The sequence below is a fragment of the Mycobacterium simiae genome (assembly GCF_010727605.1).
Taxonomy (GTDB): Bacteria; Actinomycetota; Actinomycetes; order Mycobacteriales; family Mycobacteriaceae; genus Mycobacterium; species Mycobacterium simiae.
Genome location: NZ_AP022568.1, coordinates 1,251,279 through 1,273,183, shown reverse-complemented (window position 1 = coordinate 1,273,183; position 21,905 = coordinate 1,251,279). Strand labels below are relative to the sequence as shown.

21 protein-coding genes and 1 pseudogene are annotated in these 21,905 nt (G+C 65.6%); 15 read left to right on the top strand and 7 right to left on the bottom strand.

What is annotated here, in order from left to right; all coding sequences use genetic code 11:
* Positions 1-31: 31 nt before the first annotated feature.
* The 6 genes from G6N33_RS05820 (at position 32) to G6N33_RS05800 (ending at position 4,315) form a co-directional block, all read left to right on the top strand.
* Positions 32-1,075 carry an alpha/beta fold hydrolase gene (locus tag G6N33_RS05820; RefSeq protein ID WP_044510157.1) on the top strand — a complete coding sequence of 348 codons (1,044 nt, stop codon included), beginning with the start codon at positions 32-34 and terminating at the stop codon, positions 1,073-1,075.
* An 80-nt stretch (positions 1,076-1,155) separates the two neighbouring features.
* Entirely contained in the window at positions 1,156-1,821 is a 666-nt protein-coding gene (locus G6N33_RS05815) for a class I SAM-dependent methyltransferase (protein WP_044510159.1), read from the top strand.
* 185 nt (positions 1,822-2,006) lie between these two features.
* Complete coding sequence (locus tag G6N33_RS05810; protein ID WP_044510161.1) at positions 2,007-3,389, top strand: OFA family MFS transporter; 1,383 nt, start codon at positions 2,007-2,009, stop codon at positions 3,387-3,389.
* A complete protein-coding gene (locus G6N33_RS28100; protein WP_414538519.1) occupies positions 3,386-3,487 on the top strand; it encodes an MFS transporter small subunit in 102 nt (33 codons plus the stop codon). The genes G6N33_RS05810 and G6N33_RS28100 overlap by 4 nt, the downstream gene beginning before the upstream one ends.
* Positions 3,488-3,546: 59 nt before the next feature.
* Positions 3,547-3,975: a pyridoxamine 5'-phosphate oxidase family protein gene (locus tag G6N33_RS05805; protein ID WP_044510162.1), complete on the top strand. Its 429-nt coding sequence runs from the start codon at positions 3,547-3,549 to the stop codon at positions 3,973-3,975.
* Between the two features lie 115 nt (positions 3,976-4,090).
* Positions 4,091-4,315, top strand: coding sequence for a hypothetical protein (locus G6N33_RS05800; protein ID WP_044510164.1), 225 nt, complete (start codon positions 4,091-4,093; stop codon positions 4,313-4,315).
* 64 nt (positions 4,316-4,379) lie between these two features.
* Here the strand turns inward: G6N33_RS05800 and G6N33_RS05795 are convergent, their stop codons facing one another.
* Positions 4,380-5,075: a PAS and ANTAR domain-containing protein gene (locus G6N33_RS05795; protein ID WP_044510165.1), complete on the bottom strand. Its 696-nt coding sequence runs from the start codon at positions 5,073-5,075 to the stop codon at positions 4,380-4,382.
* A gap of 240 nt (positions 5,076-5,315) precedes the next feature.
* On the bottom strand, positions 5,316-5,777 hold the full coding sequence (locus G6N33_RS05790; RefSeq protein WP_044510166.1) for an Hsp20/alpha crystallin family protein: 462 nt from the start codon (positions 5,775-5,777) through the stop codon (positions 5,316-5,318).
* 142 nt (positions 5,778-5,919) lie between these two features.
* On the opposite strand from G6N33_RS05790, the gene G6N33_RS05785 reads away from it, so the two are divergent.
* Positions 5,920-6,276 (top strand): MerR family transcriptional regulator, encoded by a 357-nt coding sequence (locus tag G6N33_RS05785; RefSeq protein WP_044510167.1) that lies wholly within the window; start codon positions 5,920-5,922, stop codon positions 6,274-6,276.
* Between the two features lie 12 nt (positions 6,277-6,288).
* On the opposite strand, the gene G6N33_RS05780 is transcribed toward G6N33_RS05785, so the two are convergent.
* Entirely contained in the window at positions 6,289-7,749 is a 1,461-nt protein-coding gene (locus tag G6N33_RS05780) for an aminotransferase class I/II-fold pyridoxal phosphate-dependent enzyme (RefSeq protein WP_044510169.1), read from the bottom strand.
* A 118-nt stretch (positions 7,750-7,867) separates the two neighbouring features.
* On the opposite strand from G6N33_RS05780, the gene G6N33_RS05775 reads away from it, so the two are divergent.
* Positions 7,868-8,404: a DUF1360 domain-containing protein gene (locus tag G6N33_RS05775; RefSeq protein ID WP_044512948.1), complete on the top strand. Its 537-nt coding sequence runs from the start codon at positions 7,868-7,870 to the stop codon at positions 8,402-8,404.
* 21 nt (positions 8,405-8,425) lie between these two features.
* Here the strand turns inward: G6N33_RS05775 and G6N33_RS05770 are convergent, their stop codons facing one another.
* Together G6N33_RS05770 and G6N33_RS05765 are read right to left on the bottom strand one after the other, a co-directional pair.
* Positions 8,426-8,782, bottom strand: a complete 357-nt coding sequence (locus G6N33_RS05770; RefSeq protein WP_044510171.1) for a hypothetical protein — start codon at positions 8,780-8,782, stop codon at positions 8,426-8,428.
* Positions 8,783-8,823: 41 nt separating this feature from the next.
* A pseudogene (locus tag G6N33_RS05765) lies at positions 8,824-10,135 on the bottom strand (NAD(P)/FAD-dependent oxidoreductase).
* 250 nt (positions 10,136-10,385) lie between these two features.
* Between G6N33_RS05765 and G6N33_RS05760 the strand changes: the two are divergent.
* The 5 genes from G6N33_RS05760 to G6N33_RS05740 all read left to right on the top strand — a co-directional run bounded on the left by G6N33_RS05760 (position 10,386) and on the right by G6N33_RS05740 (position 17,387).
* Positions 10,386-11,090, top strand: a complete 705-nt coding sequence (locus G6N33_RS05760; RefSeq protein ID WP_044512950.1) for a GAF and ANTAR domain-containing protein — start codon at positions 10,386-10,388, stop codon at positions 11,088-11,090.
* Positions 11,091-11,219: 129 nt separating this feature from the next.
* Positions 11,220-12,401 carry a zinc-dependent alcohol dehydrogenase gene (locus tag G6N33_RS05755; RefSeq protein WP_044510173.1) on the top strand — a complete coding sequence of 394 codons (1,182 nt, stop codon included), beginning with the start codon at positions 11,220-11,222 and terminating at the stop codon, positions 12,399-12,401.
* A gap of 73 nt (positions 12,402-12,474) precedes the next feature.
* Entirely contained in the window at positions 12,475-14,634 is a 2,160-nt protein-coding gene (glgX, locus tag G6N33_RS05750; protein ID WP_044510176.1) for a glycogen debranching protein GlgX, read from the top strand.
* Between the two features lie 108 nt (positions 14,635-14,742).
* Positions 14,743-16,536, top strand: coding sequence for a diguanylate cyclase domain-containing protein (locus G6N33_RS05745; protein WP_044510178.1), 1,794 nt, complete (start codon positions 14,743-14,745; stop codon positions 16,534-16,536).
* 77 nt (positions 16,537-16,613) lie between these two features.
* A complete protein-coding gene (locus G6N33_RS05740) occupies positions 16,614-17,387 on the top strand; it encodes an SDR family oxidoreductase (protein ID WP_044510179.1) in 774 nt (257 codons plus the stop codon).
* Here the strand turns inward: G6N33_RS05740 and G6N33_RS05735 are convergent.
* Both G6N33_RS05735 and G6N33_RS05730 read right to left on the bottom strand, forming a co-directional pair.
* The gene (locus G6N33_RS05735) at positions 17,381-18,352 is read right to left on the bottom strand and encodes an aldo/keto reductase (RefSeq protein ID WP_044510181.1); all 972 of its coding nucleotides are present in this window, start codon (positions 18,350-18,352) and stop codon (positions 17,381-17,383) included. The two genes, G6N33_RS05740 and G6N33_RS05735, sit on opposite strands and share 7 nt — an antisense overlap.
* Before the next feature lie 36 nt (positions 18,353-18,388).
* A complete protein-coding gene (locus G6N33_RS05730) occupies positions 18,389-19,309 on the bottom strand; it encodes a sensor domain-containing protein (RefSeq protein ID WP_231382570.1) in 921 nt (306 codons plus the stop codon).
* A gap of 497 nt (positions 19,310-19,806) precedes the next feature.
* On the opposite strand from G6N33_RS05730, the gene G6N33_RS05725 reads away from it, so the two are divergent.
* Positions 19,807-20,640 (top strand): enoyl-CoA hydratase/isomerase family protein, encoded by an 834-nt coding sequence (locus G6N33_RS05725; protein WP_081662201.1) that lies wholly within the window; start codon positions 19,807-19,809, stop codon positions 20,638-20,640.
* 2 nt (positions 20,641-20,642) lie between these two features.
* A complete protein-coding gene (locus G6N33_RS05720) occupies positions 20,643-21,866 on the top strand; it encodes a CaiB/BaiF CoA transferase family protein (RefSeq protein WP_044510185.1) in 1,224 nt (407 codons plus the stop codon).
* The last annotated feature ends 39 nt before the right edge of the window (positions 21,867-21,905 follow it).

The following is a 21,905-nucleotide window of genomic DNA, read 5'->3' as shown; positions in this document are numbered from 1 at the left end:
TAGGGCAGCACGGCGTCGTACGCTCGTTGCGATGCTGGCAAACTCCGAGATCCGGTTCCTGCGCGCCGACTCCAGGCGGGTCGCTTACGAGGTACGCGGTGACGGTCCACCTCTGGTCGCTCCGGCGTGGTGGGTCAGCCATCTCGAACTCGACTGGGAGAGCGCGGGATTCCGGCGTTTCTGGGAAAGCGTCGCCGGCGGCTATACGCTGATCCGCTACGACAGGCTCGGTGTTGGCATGTCGGATCGCGCGGTGCGCGAGTCGGACCTGACGCTGGCCGGCGAGGTCGCGATGTTGGGTGCCCTTCTCGACGAGCTCGGGCTGCAACGTGCATCGCTGCTGGGCGGCTCCTGCGGGAGTTGCAGCGCAATAGCTTTCGCGGCAACGTATCCCGAACGCGTCGACCGACTGGTGCTGTACGGGTCCTATGCCGACGGCTCGGCGATCACGGAGCCGGAGGTGAGCGACGCGATCGTCGCGGCGGTGCGCGCGCATTGGGGACTGGGCTCACGCCTGCTCAGCCATCTCTTCTTGGGTTCCGCCGAATCCGCGGAGCACGAACGCTTTGCGCGGCTGCAGCGAGAAGCGGCCACCGCCGAAACCGCGGCGTCGTTGCTGCGACTCGTCTACCGCCTCGACGTCCGCGCGCACCTGCCTCGGGTCGGCTGTCCGACATTGGTCGTGCATCGCCGCGACGACCGCGCGGTGCCCTACCGGCTGGGGCGAGACGTCGCTGCCGGCATTGCGGGTGCCGCATTGCTTTCCCTACCCGGCAACGCCCACTTCCCCTGGCATGGCGACGTGGATTCCGTTGCGCGCGCCTGCCGCGAGGTGCTGGGGTCGGGCCAGCCGCGGCCGGCGCATTTGGGCCACGGCGAGCACATCGTGCTGTCCGCTCGTGAACGGGAGATTCTCGCTTGCGTCGCGCGTGGCCTGCACGATCGCGAAATCGCCGAACATTTGGTGCTGAGTCCGCACACCGTGCATCGGCATGTAGCAAACATCCGCCGCAAGCTCGGTCGCACCTCGCGCGGCGCCGCCGTCGCCGAAGCCGCCCGCCTCGGATTGCTGTGAGATGGCCGAAACGGGCCAGCTGCCAAAGATGGCCTCGCTGAGCGACGCGGGTAGGCACCGGAGGCCATTACGTTCACGCCATGACAGACACCAGCACCCGTCGCGAACTGCGTCCGCCCTCCGGCGCTTGGCTGCGGATCATGGCCTCGGTGTATGACCCGTTCGTCTGGATGGGCGAACTAGCGGGCATGCGGCAGCGGCGGCGCACCCTGGTCAGTGGCGCCCGGGGCAGTGTGCTCGAAATCGGCGCCGGGACGGGACTCAACGTCGGGCACTATCCCGACGGCGTCGACGAGCTCGTGCTTGCCGAGCCCGAGCCGGCCATGCGCCGTAGGCTCGCCCGCAGACTGCGGCGCCATGATCGTGCGGCGCGCATCGTCGATGCGTCCGCGGAGCGGCTGCCGCTTGCAGACCAGTCCGTCGACACCGTCGTCTCGACGCTGGTCTTGTGCACCGTCACGGATCCCGAATGCGCCTTGCGTGAGATTGCACGGGTATTGCGGCCCGGGGGTCAGTTCCTGTTCATCGAACACGTACGCGCGAAATCCAGTCGTCTGGCCCGGTGGCAGGATCACCTGTTCGTTGCCTGGCGCGGATTCGCCGGCGGCTGCTGTTGCAACCGCCCAATCGGTGATATGGTCCGCGGCTGCGGGTTCGACCTGGTGGCCGACGACGCCGTATGGCGCGGTATGCCCCGTATCGTGCATCCGCTGATCGTGGGCCGTGCGACGCCGGATCTCCTTTGACTACAGTCGTTTTCATCACTGTCCCCGGACCTCGGCGACTGGATCACCTCGCTAGCATCAGGTGACCTTGCCGAAAGGCATCGCGACCTCGCGGCCGTATGTCAGTGCCTTGCTTAACAATTGGTTACCGGCAGGCAACGGGCGGGCGTTCCGATGCATGATGAGCCTGCTGCGAAAAGAGGACGATGTCGTCTGTTGGGGTGTTGTCTCGTAGTCGAACCATTGCCGGACCCAGGTGGAATAGGTGGCTTGTACCGCCCGCCGCCCTTTCCATCCATCTCGCGATCGGCAGCGTCTACTCGTGGAGCGTCTTCAAGCTCCCCTTGCATGACACTTTGCATGCGTCAGGCCTTTTGAGCGCCATTCCATTCACCCTGGGCATCGTTATGCTCGGCGTGTCGGCGGCGGTCTTCGGCACCGCGGTGGATCGGAAGGGTCCCCGTTGGGCGATGGTGGTAGCCCTGTCGTGTTTTTGCGGCGGCTTGTTGATTTCGGCCGCGGCCGCCGAGCTTGGCCAGATGTGGCTGATCATCGTGGGCTATGGAATCGTCGGCGGCGTCGGGCTCGGGATCGGCTACATTTCACCGGTCTCCACGTTGATGAAGTGGTTCCCCGACCGGCCGGGCATGGCGACAGGGTTCGCCATCATGGGCTTCGGCGGCGGGGCGTTGATCGCCTCACCCTGGTCGTCGCAGCTGATGAAGTGGTTCGGCACCGACCGGCACGGCCTGGCCACGACGTTCTTGGTCATGGGGCTGGTGTATGCCGTGTTCATGTCGCTGGGCATCGTCCTCATTCGGGTACCGGCGCCGGGATGGGAGCCGCCCGTCGTTCGAACCGTTGCCGCGAAGACGCCGCACGCCGCCGGCCCGGATCACACTGCCAACGAGGCGATCAAGACGCCCCAATTCTGGTTGCTCTGGGTGGTGCTGTGCTTCAACGTCACCGCGGGAATCGGTATCTTGGAGCGAGCCGCACCCATCTATCGGGACTACTTCCCGCACGCGGCATCTCCCGGCGCGCTGACGGCGGCCGCCGCCGGATTCGTCGCCATGCTGTCGTTGGCGAATTCGTTGGGACGGATCCTGTGGAGCTCGGCATCCGATACGGTTGGGCGCAAGAACATGTACCGGCTGTATCTGGGTCTGGGCGCGGCGCTTTATCTCGTCTTGATCGTCGCCCAAAACAGCAGCAAGCCTTTGTTCCTGGTGGTCTGCATCCTGCTGCTGTCCTTTTACGGCGCCGGATTCTCCACCGCCCCAGCGTATCTGCGTGACCTATTCGGCTACCTCGAAGTCGGTGCGATCCACGGCAGGTTGCTGACGGCGTGGTCGACCGCCGGTGTGCTTGGGCCGGTCATCGTCAATGCGATCGCCGACAACCGCATCGCCGCGCACGTGACCGGTCCCGAGCGGTACCGATGGTCGTTCATGATCATGCTGGCTCTGTTGGTCATCGGCGTGATCTGCAACGAGCTGATTCGGGTACCACAGCCGCCGAACTTCCTTGGCGCGACGGCCGACACGCGGCAACCCGCTGGCGTGACCTCCGGAGAGGGCGTGGAATGACAGCACTACGAGTCGTTAGCTGGCTATGGGTGGGAGTGCCGTTCAGCTACGGCCTCTATCAACTCGTTGTGAAGATCCCCGCGCTGTTCTTGAGCTGAGTCGACTCGGTCGTCCGCGGTAGGGAATAGCCCGCCGACGTGCCCGCGTTGGCCGGGGTATGAGATCTTTCACGGAGAGCGAAAGCCAGCAATTCCTCGCGGACCGGCATGTCGGGGTGCTGTCCGTTGCCGCCGAGAGCGGCCGTCCGCCGGCGAGTGTGCCGATTTGGTACGACTACGTCCCGGGCGCCAACATCCGGATCACCACCGGTCCCGCAACGCGCAAGGCCAAGCTGATCACGCGGGCCGGGGTGGTGACTTTGGTTGCGCAGCGCGAAGAGCCGCCTTATCAATACGTGGTCGTGGAGGGCACGGTGGTGGAAACGACCGCGCCGACTCCAGTGGATGTGCTCGAATCGATCGCCATTCGTTACCTGGGCGAGGAAGCCGGACGGGCCTTCGTTAAAAGCATGGAGGGGCACGAGAACGTGTTGTTCACCATTCGTCCGGATCGTTGGCTCAGCGCCGATTTCTCAGACGATCTCTGAGCTGGTACCGGCAAATCCGGCAACACCGCTCGTAGTGGTCGCGCGGCCGCAACGGGGTTCGGAGCGAGGGGCCGCGGGTATTCCCTAGCGGTTCTTCGTGAAGAAAGGACCGAACATGTTGCACTCGGTGGTTTTGGCTAGTGCGGATCCGCTTGCGGCGGGATTCATCCTGCGCGGGATCAAGGGCATCTTCGTTGCGATAGGCAGTGTCATCGCCGCGATTGTCTGCGGTCTGATTGCCGCGACGAAAGGTCGTAACCCGCTGGGCTGGGGAATATTGGGATTGTTCTTCTCCATCCTCACGCTGATTGTCGTCATCGTCATTCCCAGCAAGAAATAAGCGGCGCGGGCGGTGTGTTCCGTTGGCTGCCCCGCAATCGGCGGCTGGCAAATTGGGGCGCTGCTTACGCGTCTCGACCAGACGAGGAATCGGCGGTTTGGCCGATGCGCTGTTGTGCGGTCAACAGCAAATGGTCGAAATCGGACTTCGACGTCAGGCGCGGGCCAGCGCCGCGAAAGTCTTCGCAGATTTGCTCGGCCAGCAGACGCAGTTTGATGTTCGCTTCTTGGGACAGCCATTTCAGTAAGTCGAAGGCCGCCACGTCGCCGATGCCGTAGATCAGCATCAGCATTCCCTTGACCTGCTCGATGACGGCGCGCTGCTCGGCGATCTCGGCGAGCTTGGCGGTGACGATGTCCTCGCCTTCCTGCTGCAACGGGGACACGTCGACATAGAAACCGTGCGTCCCGATCACCGCACCCGTGTCGTCGCACAGCTGATCGCCGACCACCACGACGTGGTGCACCTGCCCGCCGGTGTCGATGATGCGGTGGCGGGTGCTGAATGCCTGGTGGGTTGCCAGGATTTCATCGATGGTGGCCGCGACCTGTTTGCGATCATCCGGGTGCTTATGCGATAACACCAGTTCGGTGGTGGGCGTAACCGTGCCGGGCTGGTACCCGTGCATCCGCTGGACCTGTTCGGACCATTCCCAGCGCTGGTCGGCAAAGTAGAACCGAAACCAGCCGGCCCGCTGGGGCGCGCCACCGGTGAGGGCTTGTTCGACATCGGCCGATTGGCCGTTGAGGTCCCAGTTCATCGCGGAGTTCGTCTCCTCGGATTCGGATCGCCAACACGACCGCCCACCACGCGCGTGCACCGGCCGGCCGCAGAAGATGGGCAGGGGCGCGAGGACTCGCGCAGTGGGGGCTATGAGTGGCGCTGCATGTTGAACGCCGAGGTCGTGTCAGATCATGTCATAACCGTCGGCGCAGGCCGGTACCGGCGACGGGCGGCGCATTCCCGAGATCGCGGCCGCCCGTCCCGATCGGCCACTGCGTCAGGCGTTGATCACCTCCCGCTTTTGGGCCTGGTTTCCGCCATGGTCGTCGATGACGTGGTGCGTGGCGCCGCGATCGATGGCGATCTTGCGCGGCTTGGCCTTTTCGGCCACCGGGATACGTAGGCGCAGAACGCCTTCGGTGTAGGACGCCTCGATCCGGTCGGTGTCGAGGTTCTCACCGAGCACCAGTTGTCGGCTGAACACACCACGCGCGCGCTCGGTGGCCAGCATCTCCCGGTTGGGGTCGAGGGCCGGACGTTCGGCCCGCACGGTCACCACATTGCGCTCGATGTCGATGTCCAGCGAGTCGGCGTCGATTCCCGGTAGGTCGAACTCGACGACAAACTCTTCGCCCTGGCGCCAGGCGTCCATGGGCATCGCGGCGGGACGAGCGGCCGTCCCGAACACCTGCTGAGCGAAACGGTCCAGTTCCCGGAAGGGGTCGGTACGCATCAGCATTGCAGTCATCTTTCCACTCCAATCTGTTGCTGCGAGTCTGCCATTTCTATGCCCTAAGGCATAGGTTTTATATAGCACTATCGCAAGATGACTGCAAGTGTGATAAACAGGTTTTCTACACGACCGAGTGAGGAGGTGCTCGATGGCCGATCTCTCCGGCGACGCCGCCGCGCCGCCACCCGATCGTGGTGTCTACGGTATTTCGGTGGCCGCCGAACTGTCCGGTGTGCCCGTGCAGTCGCTCCGGCTCTACGAGCGTCATGGCCTGCTCGCTCCTGCCCGCAGTCAAGGGGGGACGCGTCGCTACAGTGCCGACGACTTGGCTCGGCTGCGGCGCATCAGCACGCTCGTGGAGGCCGGGGTCAATCTGGCCGGCATCGCGCGGATACTCAACCTCGAAGATGACAACGCCGAACTGTCCGCGGCGAACACCGATCTACGATCCAGTAACCGTGCGCTGCGTAAGGCAGTGAAGTCCAATGGTCGAGACCCGGCCTAGCGCACTGCGGGCTCAGGCCACAACCCGGAACCGGCGAGCGGTGGAGTCCGCCGGATCCGGCAGCGTCATGCCCGCTTCGACGCCGGAACGCAGATAGTCAATGACCGCGTCATTGAGACGTTCACCCGGCACCACCGCCGGAATACCCGGTGGATACGGCGTGATCTGCTCGGCCGAGATACGCCCGGCGGCCCGCTCGGCGGGCACCATCTCGGTCGGGCCGAAGAACGCGTCACGCGGCAGGCAGACGGTCTCGAGCTGTAGTTCGTCCGGGGCCGGCAGGTCAATCGGCGGCGGCGGTTCGAAATCTCTTACCGCTTGTCGCCATTGGCCCATCGCCGTCAGTAGTCGGTCCGCCGTCTGCTTGTCGTCGGCGAACGACATCGTGGCGAGAATCCGGCGGTGGTCGCTCATGCCGAGGTCGAGGCGGCAATGTTCACGCAACCAGTCGGCGGCCTGATATCCCGATGTGCCGGTGCCTGCGATGTCCATCAACACCTGTGTCGTGTCCAGGTCACACGACGCCTCGGTACCGAGCAACTCGTCCTCGAGGACCCTGACGTCGGGGATCTCGGCCAAGCGGCCCCGCAGGTAGCTCGCGAGATCGAGTTCGGCGGTAAGCAATTCGTGACCATGTTCGACCATCTGTCGGCGCCACCCGTCCAGTGCCGCATAGACCATCACGTTCGGGCTCGTCGTCATTAGCAGATCGGCACACGCAGACAACCGGGTCGGGTCGACGAGGTCGCCCTGCAAATGAAAGACCGAGCCCTGTTCGAAACCGGCTCCCATCTTGTGCACACTGACCACGCAGACGTCTGCACCCGCGTCCATCGCCCACGTCGGCAGGTCTTCGTGAAACGGCAGATGCGCGCCCCACGCCTCATCGACGATCAGCGGCTTGTTGCGCCGATGACAGACCTCTGCGATGCCGGCGATATCCGCACACGTGCCATACGGGCTCGGGCTGACGATCAGCGCGCCGGCCGCGTCCGGATGCGCCTCCCAGGCGGCCTGCACCTGCTCGGGCGACGGGGGGTGGGAGAAATGATGCTCTCGGTCCCATCGGGGGCTGATCCAGCGGGGACGGACTCCGGAGAAGATCAATCCCGCCACGATCGACTTGTGGCTGTCCCGCGCGACCAGCAGCCCGCCCGCCGCGTCGCCGGCGACGGCCATCATCGCTGCCTTCACCGACAGCGAGCTGCCGCAGGTGGAGAAGAACGCAGTGTCGGCCCCGACGGCGTCGGCCATCAGCTCCTCCGCCCGCTCCAGAAACTTTCCACGGCTCTTCCGATCGTCAAGGCCATTGGTGGCGAGCACGTCGTCGCGGAAAGGTTCCGTGCCCAGCACCGCGACTACCCGCGGGTCGGCTCCTCTGCCCTGGCGGTGCCCCGGCGGGGTGAAGCCGTAACGGTTGCAGCGGTGGTAGTCGGCCAGCGCGTCCAGCAGGGGTGCTTGCGACTGATCCATGTCCAAATGGATACCCCTGGCTCGTGACTCCAATCCCGTGCGGAACACGGATTGGGCCGCCCGGCACTGGGTACCCGTGCTGCCGGACACGCCTGTGGCCACCGTGAAGGAGTGCGAGATGAGTGAACCGTCGGCGGCTCCCCGCCGGGTGATTGGCGAGGCGCGTCACGAAGCCGACGTCTACCGCGGCGACGAGCCACAACCGCTGGGTGGTTACCTGGTCATCCTCGGCGTCTACGGTCTGCTCGTCGCGGCCGCGACAATGGTCGCCGCGGTCACCGGACGCAGCGTGGCATCCCAGTGGCGATTGCAAGACCTCGCAACCATAACTCTTGGCACCCACAAGCTTTCGCGAACCTTGACCAAGGATGCGGTGACGAGTCCGCTGCGAGCGCCGTTCACCCACTTCGCGGGCGCGGGCGGCCCGGCCGAGCTCAATGAAGAGGTACGCCAGGACGGTCCGCTGCGGCACAGTCTGGGCGAGCTGCTGACCTGCCCGTTCTGTCTAGACATGTGGGTCGCGACGGCGTTCACGATCGGTTTGGTGTTCGCGCCGCGGTTCACCCGCCTGGTGGCGGGCGTCTTCACGGTCTTGGCCGGGGCCGATTTTTTGCAGCTCGCTTACGCTAAGGCGCAGCAGGCGGCCGAAGGTTAGGCCGGACAACCGCTTTCGCTGTCAGGGCTCGACATTGTAGAAAGAATCGCCGTCTTCCGGCGCCCCATCGATCTGACCAAGCTCCCGCCCATGGTTGGCCGGGTCGATGCGGTCCAATTCGTCGTCGCTGAGGGTGACCAGCGCACCGTCCTCGTCGGAGTCGCCGGCCGCCTCGCCCACGTCGGAGTCGTCGGAGTCGCCGGCCGTCGCATCCGCATCGGGGACTTCTGCCGCGAGGCGCTCGTCGAGGGACTCGTCTTCCTCAGCCTTGATCCACCGATCGGGAGGATCGACCACTTCGTCGCCGTCGTCGTTGCGGACCTCGTCGGAGTCGAGGCTCTCGGCCTGATCCAGCATGTCGTCGTTGTCGCTATCCACGTTGGCCGGTTGCCCGACGCGGGACGGAATTAAACGGGTTATCAGCTGATCTTCGGCATCGGGATGCCTTCGGCGGCCGTGAACTGCGCATCCTCCTGCGACGACAGCCCGATCGACACCACCGATCGGGTGAACAGCAGATCGGTGAGGTAAGCCAACGACACGGCCCAGCGATTCAGTGGCCGCGGAATCGCATACAGGTGGTAGGCGCGGGTGACCAGTTTCGCGGGTAAGCCCGACAAGTGGACGTTCAGGGGGTTGGCGACCGCATACCCCCGGACCGAGGTCGACGACAAGACCGAGGTTGCGGTGCTTGTATTGCTTGCTTGTGCCATAGCCGAGGCTGGCGGCGACGTTGCGGGCCAACACTTTTCCCTGCCTTATCGCGTGTTGCGCGGTCGGTGGCGTGATCTTCCCGGGCTGCGTCAGGTCGGGTACGGCGGCCGCATCACCCGCGGCGAACACCCCCAGATGTCCCGGCACTTGAAGATCGGGCTGAACCTTCAGCCGGCCCTTCTCGGTCGGCAGGCCCAGCTTTTGGATCAGTGGGGCGCCTGTCACACCGGTCACCCAGGCGATCGTGTGCGTGTCGATGCGCGAATCATCGCTGAGCACAACGTGATCAGCGTGGGCCTCCTTGAGCGTGGTGCCGAGACGGACATCGATGCCGCGGCCGCGCAATACTGCCATCGCGGCGTTCCCGAGCTTCTCGCCTACCTCGGGCATGACCTGCTCGGCGGTGTCGAGCAGCAAGAAGCTGACATCGGCCGGATCGAAACCCATTTGTCTTGCCGCGGCGTCGGCCAGCGCCCGCAGCTGGGCGACCAGTTCGGTACCGGAATATGACGCCCCGACCACCACGACGGTGCGTCGTGCCGCGGCGACCGCAGGGTCGTCCTCGATGCCCGCCAACTCCAGCTGTTCGATGAAATGGTCCCGCAGATACAGGGCCTCCGCTGTGGTCTTCAGGCCGCGCGCGTGCGTCGCGAGCCCGGGAACATCGAACAACCGGGTCACCGACCCCGGGGTGAGCACCAGCCGATCCCAGGACATCGAGTGTTGGCGCTCCTCGGGGTCGCAATAGGTCACGGTTCGCGCGGCGAAGTCCACGTCGTCAACCCGGCCCCGCACCGCGCGAACGCCTTTCAGCGCGTCCGCCAACGGTATGGCCACAAAGCGGGCGTCGACGACGCCGCCGGCAACGTCGGGCAGCAGCGGCGTGTACAGCATGTAATCGACCGGCGAGATGATGGTGATGTCGGCGGTCGCATGCTTTCGGCGCAGCATCCGAGCCAACTGGTGGGCGCAGGTGTATCCGGTGAAGCCGCTTCCGACGATCACGATCGAGCTCATCCGTACGAGTCTAAGTCGATCCGGCGTCGCACGGGGGCGGGGCACTGCAATAGTGAAATGCGTTGACTGCCAACATGTCCCAGAGGGCCTTCGTTGGCTGGCCATCGGTTTCGTTCATTGTCCTGATTGGCCGCCGGCCCTCGTTGGCGCCGCCGCCCTTCGTCGCGCGGATATGATGGACGTTGCTCCACATCAACTCGGAGGCACGTCGAGCGCCCGGGGCGATCAAGCGTCCTGAATGGGTGATCTCATGCCAGAAGACAACACCACCGTTGTTGCTCAGCTCGCCGAGCTGGTTGCCAGTTTGGATCGCGATGGCACGGACACGGGGGTGGGTCTGCGGGAACTGATCGAGAACGGCACGCGACACGTTACCGGCAGTCGGTGCGCGGGTATCACGTTGGCCGACGGAAAAGCGGTCAGCACGGTGGCGGCCACGCACGAGTACGCGACCGAGCTCGACCGCGTCCAGGACCGGTATCGGGAAGGCCCATGCGTCGCGGCCGCGTGGGAACACCACATGATGCACGTCGCGGACCTCAGCGCCGATCACCGGTGGCCGCGCTACCGAAAGTACGCCCTCGACCACACGCCGATCCGCTCGGTCCTGTCCTACGAGTTGTTCGTCGAGGGCAGCTCGACCGGGGCGCTGAATTTCTATGCCGAAAAACCGCACGCTTTCACCGCGGACTCAGTGGAGCTGGGCGGCGTCTTCGCCACCCATGTCGCATTGGCATGGTCGATGCTGCGCCGCCACGACCAGTTTCGTAGCGCTCTGGCCTCGCGCGACCTGATCGGCCAGGCCAAAGGGATCGTCATGGAGCGCTTCAATCTCGACGCCGTCGAGGCGTTCGAGTTACTCACCCGATTATCCCAACAATCCAACATCAAGGTCACCGACCTGGCGCGGTCGCTGATCAACAGCGAACATCCGCTCAAACGGCGGCATCGCTAAAAGTCCAAAATCACTGCGCCTTAAAACCTTTGGCTGGCCCTCCAGCCCGCGTTCGGGTGCGGCCGCAAGACGCGGTTTCGACATGCGGCAACCGGGTACCAGCCAGGTGTCTCGAACCTAGGAGGGCGCATGAAAGCTGTCACCTGGCACGGCAAACGCGACGTCCGCGTGGAGTCGGTGCCCGACCCGAAGATCGAACAGCCCACCGACGCGATCATCGAGGTCACCTCGACGAACATCTGCGGGTCCGACCTCCATCTGTACGAGATCCTCGGGGCCTTCATGAAACCGGGCGACATCCTTGGACACGAGCCGATGGGAATCGTCCGCGAGACCGGACCGGAGACCGGCGACTTACGGGTCGGCGACCGGGTGGTGATCCCGTTCCAGATCTCCTGCGGTCGCTGCCACATGTGCGATCAGCAGCTGTTCACCCAGTGCGAAACCACCCAAGTGCACGACCAGGGCATGGGCGCGGCTCTGTTCGGCTACTCGGAGCTTTACGGCGCGGTCCCCGGTGGCCAGGCCGAACTGCTGCGCGTGCCGCAAGCCCAGTTCACCCATATCAAAGTCCCTGTGGGACCACCTGATTCGCGGTTCGTATACCTCTCCGATGTGTTGCCGACCGCGTGGCAGGCGGTAGCCTACGCCGACATCCCCGATGGCGGTACGGTAGCCGTGCTCGGGTTGGGCCCGATCGGTGACATGGCCGCGCGGATCGCCGATCATCTCGGCTACCGCGTCATCGCCGTCGACCTGGTAGCCGAGCGCCTGGCCCGCGCCGCCAAGCGCGGTATCCACACCATCGATCTTGGGCATCTCGACTCCTCGCTGGGCGATGCGATCAGAGACCTGACCGACGGCCGTGGCGCCGACTCGGTGATCGACGCGGTGGGCATGGAGGCGCACGGTTCCCCGGCTGCCAAGTTCGCGCAGCAGGCCACCGCGGTGCTACCCGACGCGATCGCCAAGCGGTTCATGCAGACCGCCGGCGTGGACCGGCTCAATGCGCTGTACTCCGCGATCGATATCGTGCGACGCGGCGGAACGATCTCGCTGATCGGAGTTTACGGCGGCATGGCAGATCCGCTGCCGATGCTCACCCTCTTCGACAAGCAGCTGACCCTGCGCATGGGGCAGGCCAACGTGAAGCGGTGGATCGACGACATCATGCCGTTGCTGACCGACGACGACCCCCTCGGCGTCGATGACTTCGCCACGCATGTGCTGCCGCTCGAGAAGGCCCCGCACGGCTACGAGATATTCCAGAAGAAGCAAGACGGGGCCGTCAAGGTCATGCTCAAGCCGTAGCTGAATCCCCCACTGGGACTGCGTATTTCGAACAGTTGTTTGGCCGTGGTTTGGCTCGGGTATCAAGTGCGCCATGACTACAGCCGACGGCCCTGCTCCCACGCCCACCGGTGAATTGTGGCCGGGCAAGGCGTACCCCCTCGGCGCCACCTACGATGGCGCCGGCACCAACTTCACCCTCTTCAGCGAAATCGCCGAGCGGGTCGAGCTGTGCCTGTTCGACGCCAGCGGGACCGAAACACGAATCACCCTGCCCGAGATCGACTACTTCGTCTGGCATGGCTACATACCGGCCATCGAACCCGGACAGCGGTACGGCTACCGGGTGCATGGCCCGTACCAACCCACCGAGGGGCTGCGCTGCAACCCGAACAAGTTGCTGCTGGACCCGTACTCGAAGGCCATCGACGGTACCTTCGACTGGAACCAATCGCTGTTCAGCTACAACTTCGGCGATCCCGACAGCCGCAACGACGATGACTCGGCGGCGAGCATGCCCAAGTCGGTGGTGATCAACCCGTACTTCGACTGGGGCAACGACCGCCCACCGGGCCACGAGTACGCCGACACGGTCATCTACGAGGCGCACGTCAAGGGTCTGACACAGACCCATCCCGACATTCCCGAACAGATGCGCGGCACCTATGGCGCGGTGGCCCACCCGGCGATCATCGACCACCTCAAGAGCCTGGGTGTCACCGCGATCGAGCTGATGCCGGTGCACCACTTCGCCAACGACTCCACTTTGGTCGAACGAGGCCTGTCAAATTACTGGGGCTACAACACAATTGGCTTCTTCGCCCCCGACTTCAAGTACTCCACCGGCAGTTCGCCGGGCGGGCAGGTGCAGGAGTTCAAGGCGATGGTGCGCACGCTGCACGAGGCGGGCATCGAGGTGATCCTCGACGTCGTCTACAACCACACCGCCGAGGGCAACCACATGGGGCCCACCTTGTCGATGCGTGGCATCGACAACCCGGCGTATTACCGGCTCGTCGACGACGACAAGCAGTACTACATGGACTACACCGGAACCGGAAACAGCCTCAACGTCGGCCATCCGCATGCGCTGCAACTGATCATGGATTCGCTGCGGTACTGGGTCACCGAAATGCACGTCGACGGCTTCCGGTTCGACCTGGCCTCGACCCTGGCCCGGGAGTTCTACGACGTCGACCGGCTGGCGGCGTTCTTCGAGCTCGTCCAACAGGATCCGACCGTCAGCCAGGTCAAGCTCATCGCCGAACCCTGGGACGTCGGACCCGGTGGTTATCAAGTGGGTGGTTTCCCACCGCAGTGGACGGAATGGAATGGGAAATACCGCGACACCGTCCGCGATTTCTGGCGCGGCGAACCCGCGACACTCGACGAATTCGCCTATCGACTATCCGGATCAGCCGACCTCTACGAGCACACCGGCCGCCGGCCGGTGGCCTCCATCAACTTCGTCATCGCCCACGACGGATTCACGCTGCGTGATCTGGTCTCCTACAACGAGAAACACAACGAGGCCAACGGCGAGGACAACAACGACGGCGAGAGCCACAACCGCTCCTGGAACTGCGGGGTCGAGGGACCCACTGACGACCCCGGGATCAACGAGCTGCGTGCGCGTCAGCAGCGCAACTTCCTGACCACATTGCTGCTGTCCCAAGGCGTTCCGATGATCTGCCACGGCGACGAGCTCGGTCGCACGCAGCAGGGCAACAACAACGGGTATTGCCAGGACAGCGAGCTCACCTGGATCGACTGGGCCGCCGCCGACACCGGCCTGTTGGAGTTCACCCGCACGGTTTCGGCGTTGCGTGCGAGTCACCCGGTGTTTCGCAGGCGGCGGTTCTTCTCGGGTAAGCCGGTGGGGCGCCGCGGGCAGGACGGCCTGCCCGACATCGCCTGGTTCACCCCCGACGGAGACGAGATGACCGACGAGGATTGGGGCACCAGCTACGCGAAATCCGTCACGGTTTTTCTCAACGGCCACGGCATAACCGACCGCGACACCCGGGGGCAGCGAGTCCTCGACGACTCCTTCCTGCTGTGTTTCAATGCCCACTACGAGCCACTCGAATTCACGCTTCCACCAAAAGAATTCGGCGCTTCCTGGCAAGTTGTGGTCTTCACCGGCCCCGACGACGCGACACCGGCCGACGAAGTGCCCGGGGGAGGCCCCCTGACGGTGGATGCGCACAGCGCGGTGGTCCTGCAAGCCTTGGGCACCGAGCACGCCGGCTGAGCGGTCCGGTCGATCAGATGACATTGATCGGCCTCTCGGCGCAAAATAGTCTTTCCGCGTAGGTGACGGACGACGTGGTCCGACGCCGAGCGCCAGGGAGGACGGTTGATGGACGAACCCGGCCGGGACGGGCGGCTGCGGTCGGTGCTGATGTGGTTCACCCGGGCGGAGGCGACCATCGTCGTCGTCGTCGCGACGGCCACCTGGCTGGGTTGGCTGGCCGACGTCGATCTGTTGATGCGGGTCTATCCGACCTGGCCGGTGATGACCCCGTGGACGGCGTTGTGCCTTGCTGGGCTCGGCGTGGCGACGCTACTGCAGCAGGGGTCGCCGTCGTGGTGGCGAGTATGGGCGGGTCGGCTTCTGGCCGTGGCGGTGATCGGGTTTAGTGTCATCGTGCTCGCCGAGTACGCCACCGCCAGCTCGTTCGGCCTGGACCAACTGTGGTTTCCCGACGCGGTGCGGCTGCGGCAAGCGTCCTCGCCCGGGCGGCCGAGCCCGCAGACGGCGATGCCGCTGCTGTTCATGGCCATCGCGGTGGCGTTGATGCGAGTCGAGCGCGGGACGCGGTGGATCTTCCCGATAAGTCTCCTGGTGGGGGCGGCCGGTCCGCTGGTCACCGCCGCCGCCTACCTGTTCGACGCGATCGCTCTGGTCGGCGTGTCCGCTTCCACCGGCCAGGCCCTCTCGACCGCCGTGGCCCTGCTGCTGCTCGCCGGGGCGGTGTCGCTGGCTCGCCCGGACCGGTTTCCGCTCGCCTGGCTCTTCAGCCGGCCCGATTGGCGCTCGCTGGTCCGATTGGTGGTCATCCTGGCTGCGTTCCCCATCGTCGTGGCGCTGTCCCGGCTGACCTTCCTCGGCATCGGCCTGCGCGGCGACCACGCGGAATGGAGCCTGTCGATCGTGGTCGGGACGCTCGTCGTCGGGGCGATCTCGTTCTACTTCAGTCAGCGTGAGCAACGTCTGCTGATTGACAAGGAGCAGGTCAGCAAGTTGCGCGCGAATGCCGAGATGCGGTACCGGATCCTGGCCGACAACGCCGTCGACGTCATCGTGCATCTGCACGGTCGTAACGCCGCGTGGGTGTCGCCGTCGGTCGCGGCCGCGCTGGGTGGCCCACCGCAGCGCTGGCTCAACTCGGGTTTCAGCGACCGCGTCCATCCCGACGATCGCAACACCCTGCAAGCGGCACTGCGGCGCGTCGCTGACGGCGAGGCGGTCATCCAGCGATTCCGCATCCTGTCCGTCGACTCCGGATACCGCTGGGTCGATGGGCACGCGAAGCCGTATGTCGACGCCGACGGCAAGACCGACGGCGTGATCGCCGCGCTGCGCCTCGCCGATGATCAGGTCGAAGCCGAGCAGCGTCTGGAACGATTGGCCCGCTTCGACACGCTGACCGGCCTGGCCAACCGGGCCGAGACCATCGGGCGGCTCGAAGTCGCGCTGCAAGAGCCACGGCCGGCCGGGACCTACGTTGGCATCCTGTTCTGCGATGTCGACCACTTCAAGGACATCAACGACACCTGGGGACACGGCGTCGGCGACGTGGTGCTGGCCACACTTGCTTCGCGGATCCGCGAAAGCGTCCGCCGAGAAGACACCGTCGGGCGGACCGGCGGCGACGAAATCCTGGTCTTGCTGCCCGGTGTCCGCGGCAGCGACGAGGTCGCCAACACCGCCGAGAAGATCCGCGGCCGCGCCGCCGAACCCGTCGACGTCGGGGGACACGCAATCCGTGCCACCCTGAGCGTCGGCGCGACCATCGCCCTGCCCGGAGAACCGGTCTCTTCGGTCACTGCGCGCGCCGATGCGGCGATGTACCAACAGAAAATGGGCGGGCGTGATGCCGTGGCCCGATTCTCGGTCGAGCGATCCCTGCGCCGGACACGCCGGGCGTGAACTGCCCGGCAGTGACATGCCGAACCCCTGCTCGATACGCTGTGGCTGCAGCGGGCTCGTTACAGGAGAGGGCAAATATGTCAAGGACAGTAGTTGTCGGCGCATCGAGCGGGCTCGGGCGTTGCATCGGCGTGGGACTTGGGCAGCGCGGGGAAAGCGTCGCCTTGGTCGCTCGGCGCCTGGAGCGCCTCGAAACGGCCGCTAAGGAGGCGGGGCCGGATGCGATCGCCCTTGCCTGCGACATCACCGACGAGGCATCGATTCGATCGTCTCTCGACAGGGCCGCCGGGGCCCTGGGTGGGATCGACAACGTGGTGTACACGCCCGCGATCAGCCCGCTGGTGCGCATGGTCGACACCGGTGCCGACACGTGGCGCCGAATCTTCGACACCAACGTGATCGGGGCGTCGTTGGTGACGGCGGCGGCGTTGCCGCACCTGATGGCGTCGACCGGCAAGGTGATCTACCTGTCCAGCGACGCCGGCCCGTACGGGCCGGCGTGGCCCGGCCTGGGCGCCTACGGGGTCAGCAAGGCGGCCTTGGAACGACTCGTCGAGGCGTGGCGCGCCGAGCACCCCGACATCGGCTTCACCAACCTGATCGTCGGGGAGTGCCCGGGCGGCGAGGGGGATGGGGCGACCGGAATGAACGTCGGCTGGGATACGGACCTGGCGATGCAGGCCTACCCACTGTGGGTGCAGCGCGGCTGCATGCCGGGCAAGTTGATGCCGGTCGAAGACCTCATCGAGGTGGTGCACATGATCTTGCGTACCAGTGCCTCCACATCGATGCCGCTGGTGGTGGCGCGAGGTGGCCCCGCGAGCGCCGCCGTTCTCAGCCCGGCTCAGTGACGACTGAGCCGTTCTCGCGCCAGGTCGGTCACAAAGCGCAGGGGTGGCACCGGACGGAACGCCAGCGCCGTTTCAGTCAGCGCGTCCCTCGACTCCGTGGGCAATTCGATGTCGGCGGCGGCCACGTTGAATTCGAGCTGCTCGACGCTGGACGCGCCGGGAATGGCGACGACGCCCGGATAACTGATCAGCCAGGCCAGCGCCACCTGCGCCGGCTGCGCGTCAACGTCCTTGGCCACGTCGCGCAGCAGCTGCAGCAGCGGCTCCAGGCGTCGCAAGTTCTCGGTGCCGAACAGTGAATTGATCGCGCGGATGCCGCCGGGACGGTTGTCAACGCCGTACTTGCCGCCCAGCAGCCCCTGCTCGAGTGGACTGTAGGCGATCACGATCCGGTTTTCCCGCTCGGCGAACGGCACCAGATTCTTCAGCGCCTTGGGGAAGGCGAGCGAGAAGTGGACCTGGTTGCTGATGACGGGCCGGCCCAGCGCGGCGTCGGCTTTCTGCCAGCGTTCCAGCGAATAGTTCGAGACCCCGGCCGCACCGATATCACCGCTGTCGAGCAGGTCGCGCATCCCCGGCATGATCACCGAATCGGGCACCAGCGGGTTGGCCTGGTGGATCTGGTAGAGCGGAATGCGGTCCAACTGCAGCCGCCGCGCGCTAGCGCGCTCACGCTGCTTGATCACGGCGGGAAACGGCGCGATGGGCATGATCTTGCTGGCCACCGCGACCTCGGCGCGCTCGTCGCCGAGGGCCTCGCCGAGGATCCGTTCGCTCTTGCCCAGCCCGTATATCTCAGCGGTGTCGAACAGCGTCACACCCCTTGCGCGAGCGCGCTGCACGATGTCGCGGGCGGCGCCGGCGGCGTAGTCGTCCCCGTAGCCCCACTCGCGCGAGCCGAACTGCCAGGTTCCCAGCCCGATCCGGCTGACCCGGCCCACTCCGTCGACGTCGACATATTTCATGTCGCTCACCGTACTGGGGCAGACGCGACCGGATGGTCAGTCGGGAATCTTGTTGAGGATGTAGTTGGCGATGCTGACGGCGATTTGCCGGGGCGCGCTGGCATCGGTCGTGCCGAGGCTGACGACCTGCAGGTCGACGACCACGTTGGCCTTGGCCGCCGCCGCCCGCACAAAACGCACCTTCAGACCCTTGGGTGCCAGATCCATCGTGGTGATGCCGTTGCCGGCGTCGGCCGGAGGGCTCAGCGACACCGTGTAGGTAGGCCCGCCGCGGGCGGTCAATGTCACCGAGGCGCCACCGCACTCCCGCCAGCCGTCGACCAGCGTCGCGACTTGTGATCGGGCGGTGGGGGAATCGCGAAAGGCGATGACCACCTGAGTGATCTGGATCGATTTCAGCAGGCTCTGCGTGTCGGAGAAGGCTTCGCCGCGATACCGCAGAATCGCGTCGAGGGTGTAGGCCTCGGGTGCGCCGGGAATCATGCTTCCCCAACACTGCGGGCGGTCGATTGTCGCGTCTTGATCGCTCTTGGCCGGCCGGTCCCAAGTCTGCCCTGGCTGCAGATTCTGGTCGGAGGCAAGGCTTTTCAGGGTTTCGAGGTGGGGCAGTAGCTTGATCACCTCATCGGGTGCCATTTTCGGTGCCGGCGGGGCCTCGGTGGTGGTGATCGGGGCGGCGGTCGTCGCGGGCGGCGCGGCCCGGCGCGTCGTCGAGGCGTGCAGAGTGTTCAAGGTGACCCATCCGGTCAGCGCGACGACGGTAAGCACGATCACCGCGTATGACACCGACAAGCCGATCAGCGCGCGGTCGCGCCCGAGCTCGCCGGTGCGGCGGATCTGCGCGAGACCCAGATGACCGAAAACCGCACCGGCGGGCGCGAATACGAACGCAAACACCAGCGACAGGGTTGCGAAGGTGTTGGTCGGCGGGCTTGGCGGCGGGAGGGGCCGACCCACCGGTTGTCCCGGCGGCGGCGCGGTAGGGTGAACGCGGCCGAGCGGATCGTAGCTAAGGGCCTCGTAGCTGAACGGACTGTGACCGAACGGATCCTGAGGGTTCGTCGCGACCTCCTTGTATGCCGATCCTGCCGCGACTGTAGTACTACGCGTGGCACCAAACCAGCGTCGCGCGCCACGGGCGGCGAGCTCGAAACGACTGCCCCCTTTGTACGACGCCAGCGCGCCGACGCGCTCGTCCGGGAGGCCTTTTTCGACCAGTCGGGTGGTCGGTGCCGCGACGAGTTCGGCGAAGCCGGGCCATGTTGCGGCGGACAGGGGCCGAAATGGCCGAGCTCGCCGAACAGCCGTCGCGCCGCGGCGAGTATCCGGTCCCGCTGTCGCTACGGCTCGCCATGTCAGCCAACCTACATAGTGATTGACGGTACAGACGGGAACAAAATACCGTGCCGAGAGTAATAAGTATTACGGACGACATAGCAATGAAAGGGATCGTCATGACCGAACAGACCGTGGAGCAGCCCACTGGCGCGATACCGCCGGTGCACGCGCCCGACCGGGATTCACCGCCGGTGGCCCGCGTGATGGACGGCCGGGTAGCGGTGCTGACCATGCAGCACGCTCCGCACAATTTCCTAGGAACCGCGCTGTTCGCCGCCTTGATCGAGGGTGTCCGCTGGGCCGCCGAGCAGCGAGCACGCGCCGTACTGCTGCGCAGCAGCCTGCGCAATTTCTGTGCGGGCGCTGATGTCGCGCTGTTCGACAGTGCGCGCCGCGGACAGGCACCGAACCTGCCCGTCCTCGACCTGCTGCGCGAATTCGACGCATTGCCGATTCCGATGGTCGCCGCCGTGCATGGAGCATGCCTCGGTGGTGGCCTGGAGCTGGCACTGGCGTGCGATCTGGTCGTCGCCAGCGAGTCAGCGAAGATCGGCAACATTGAGGCCTCGCTCGGGTTGAACCCGTTGATGGGCGCCATTCAACGTGTCACCCAGCGCGCCGGCGCGGCGCGGGCCAAGGAGATGGCGCTGTTGGGACGCCGTTACGATGCGCGCACGCTGGAGCGGTGGAACATCATCAACCGTGTGGTGCCCGACGCGCAACTCGACGCGGTTAGCAGCGCGCTTGCCCATGAGCTCGCCGCCGGGCCCACCGTCGCCCACGCCTCCACCAAAGCGATCGTCTCCCATGCCATTTCGCATGGCGTGACCGCTACCGACGAGGCGATGCATGACCTGCAAGAAAGTATCTGGGCGTCTCACGACCTGCAGATCGGACTGGACTCGCTGGCCGCCGAGGGACCGGGCGCAGCACGTTTCGAGGGGCGCTGACCATGGCGCTGCCGCTCGAGGGAATCCGGGTCATCGATTTCACCCGGGTGTTGGCCGGCCCGCACTGCACCAAGCATCTCCTCGACCTCGGTGCCGAGGTCATCAAAATCGAACCACCACGGGGAGATATCAGTCGGGCGGCCTTTCCGCGCCTCGACGAAATTAGCGGCTACTACGCACAGCAGAACGCGGGTAAACGCAATCTGAGCATCGATCTCAACGTGCCCGCGGCCCGCGAGGCGGTCCTGCGGTTGTGCGACGGCGCCGACGTCGTCGTCGAGAATTTTCGTCCCGGTGCGCTGGCGTCGTTCGGCCTGGGCTACGACTCGGTCGCCGCGCGCAATCCCGCCGTGGTCTACGCCTCGATCAGCGGCTACGGCCAAACCGGACCGTGGCGGACCCGGATGGCGTATGCGCCGACCGTACAAGCCGAAGTCGGGTTCACCCGGAACACGTTGCAGCAGTTTGGGGTTGAGGGGGCAGATCGACGCTCGGACGCACTCTCGCACGGCGACGTCTACGCCGGGCTGCATGCCGCGATCGCGGTCCTGGCGGCGTTGCACCATCGCCGCGTCACCGGCGAGGGCCAATACATCGACGTGGCAATGGCCGCGGTGCTCACCTCACTCAACGAGCGCGTGCATTACGATCTTTCCGGCGCCGACGAGCTAGGCGCCGAGACACCGATCCTGGGGGCCACCGACTGCGCGTTCTTCACCAGTCCCGAAGGCCAGCAGTTTGTTTCGCCGATGAGTCTGGTGGGCAGCATGAGCTTCCCATTCTATCTGCGCGCCATGCGGCGCCCGGACCTGGCCGACGACCCACGGTTCCGCACGCCCGAACTGCGCCGCCAGCACCTGGCGGAGCTGCACGCGATCGTGCAGACCTGGATTTACAGCTTCGACTCCATGGACTCGCTCGATGCGCAATTCGACGAGGCGAAAATCGCCACCGGTCAACTCCGTGACATCGCCGAGTTCAGTGCAACCGAGTGGGCCAAAGACTGGGGGATCACCCGCGAAGTCCCCGACCGACATGGCGGCAGCATCACCATCCCCGCGCCGCCCTGGCATTTCAGCGGCCACGACGGCACCCTGGCGGTGCAGGTGCCGGCGCGTCAAGGCGAGCACAACGACGAGATCCTCAAAGAGGTCGGCCTCACCGGCGATCAGATCGACGCACTGCGGGAAACCGGAGCGCTGATCGAACCCGCCAGGACACACTGACCGCCCTGACCTGGCGGATGTTTCGCGATCCGGGTGGTG

What these genes read in the sequence shown, in the direction of transcription:
- G6N33_RS05735 (WP_044510181.1), bottom strand. Translation starts at nt 18,352, where the DNA reads ATGAAATATGTCGACGTCGACGGAGTGGGCCGGGTCAGCCGGATCGGG.
- G6N33_RS05745 (WP_044510178.1), top strand. Translation starts at nt 14,743, where the DNA reads ATGGACGAACCCGGCCGGGACGGGCGGCTGCGGTCGGTGCTGATGTGG.
- G6N33_RS05815 (WP_044510159.1), top strand. Translation starts at nt 1,156, where the DNA reads ATGACAGACACCAGCACCCGTCGCGAACTGCGTCCGCCCTCCGGCGCT.
- G6N33_RS05780 (WP_044510169.1), bottom strand. Translation starts at nt 7,749, where the DNA reads ATGGATCAGTCGCAAGCACCCCTGCTGGACGCGCTGGCCGACTACCAC.
- G6N33_RS05775 (WP_044512948.1), top strand. Translation starts at nt 7,868, where the DNA reads ATGAGTGAACCGTCGGCGGCTCCCCGCCGGGTGATTGGCGAGGCGCGT.
- G6N33_RS05800 (WP_044510164.1), top strand. Translation starts at nt 4,091, where the DNA reads ATGTTGCACTCGGTGGTTTTGGCTAGTGCGGATCCGCTTGCGGCGGGA.
- glgX (WP_044510176.1), top strand. Translation starts at nt 12,475, where the DNA reads ATGACTACAGCCGACGGCCCTGCTCCCACGCCCACCGGTGAATTGTGG.
- G6N33_RS05740 (WP_044510179.1), top strand. Translation starts at nt 16,614, where the DNA reads ATGTCAAGGACAGTAGTTGTCGGCGCATCGAGCGGGCTCGGGCGTTGC.
- G6N33_RS05795 (WP_044510165.1), bottom strand. Translation starts at nt 5,075, where the DNA reads ATGAACTGGGACCTCAACGGCCAATCGGCCGATGTCGAACAAGCCCTC.
- G6N33_RS28100 (WP_414538519.1), top strand. Translation starts at nt 3,386, where the DNA reads ATGACAGCACTACGAGTCGTTAGCTGGCTATGGGTGGGAGTGCCGTTC.
- G6N33_RS05725 (WP_081662201.1), top strand. Translation starts at nt 19,807, where the DNA reads ATGACCGAACAGACCGTGGAGCAGCCCACTGGCGCGATACCGCCGGTG.
- G6N33_RS05820 (WP_044510157.1), top strand. Translation starts at nt 32, where the DNA reads ATGCTGGCAAACTCCGAGATCCGGTTCCTGCGCGCCGACTCCAGGCGG.
- G6N33_RS05790 (WP_044510166.1), bottom strand. Translation starts at nt 5,777, where the DNA reads ATGCTGATGCGTACCGACCCCTTCCGGGAACTGGACCGTTTCGCTCAG.
- G6N33_RS05805 (WP_044510162.1), top strand. Translation starts at nt 3,547, where the DNA reads ATGAGATCTTTCACGGAGAGCGAAAGCCAGCAATTCCTCGCGGACCGG.
- G6N33_RS05810 (WP_044510161.1), top strand. Translation starts at nt 2,007, where the DNA reads ATGTCGTCTGTTGGGGTGTTGTCTCGTAGTCGAACCATTGCCGGACCC.
- G6N33_RS05785 (WP_044510167.1), top strand. Translation starts at nt 5,920, where the DNA reads ATGGCCGATCTCTCCGGCGACGCCGCCGCGCCGCCACCCGATCGTGGT.
- G6N33_RS05755 (WP_044510173.1), top strand. Translation starts at nt 11,220, where the DNA reads ATGAAAGCTGTCACCTGGCACGGCAAACGCGACGTCCGCGTGGAGTCG.
- G6N33_RS05720 (WP_044510185.1), top strand. Translation starts at nt 20,643, where the DNA reads ATGGCGCTGCCGCTCGAGGGAATCCGGGTCATCGATTTCACCCGGGTG.
- G6N33_RS05760 (WP_044512950.1), top strand. Translation starts at nt 10,386, where the DNA reads ATGCCAGAAGACAACACCACCGTTGTTGCTCAGCTCGCCGAGCTGGTT.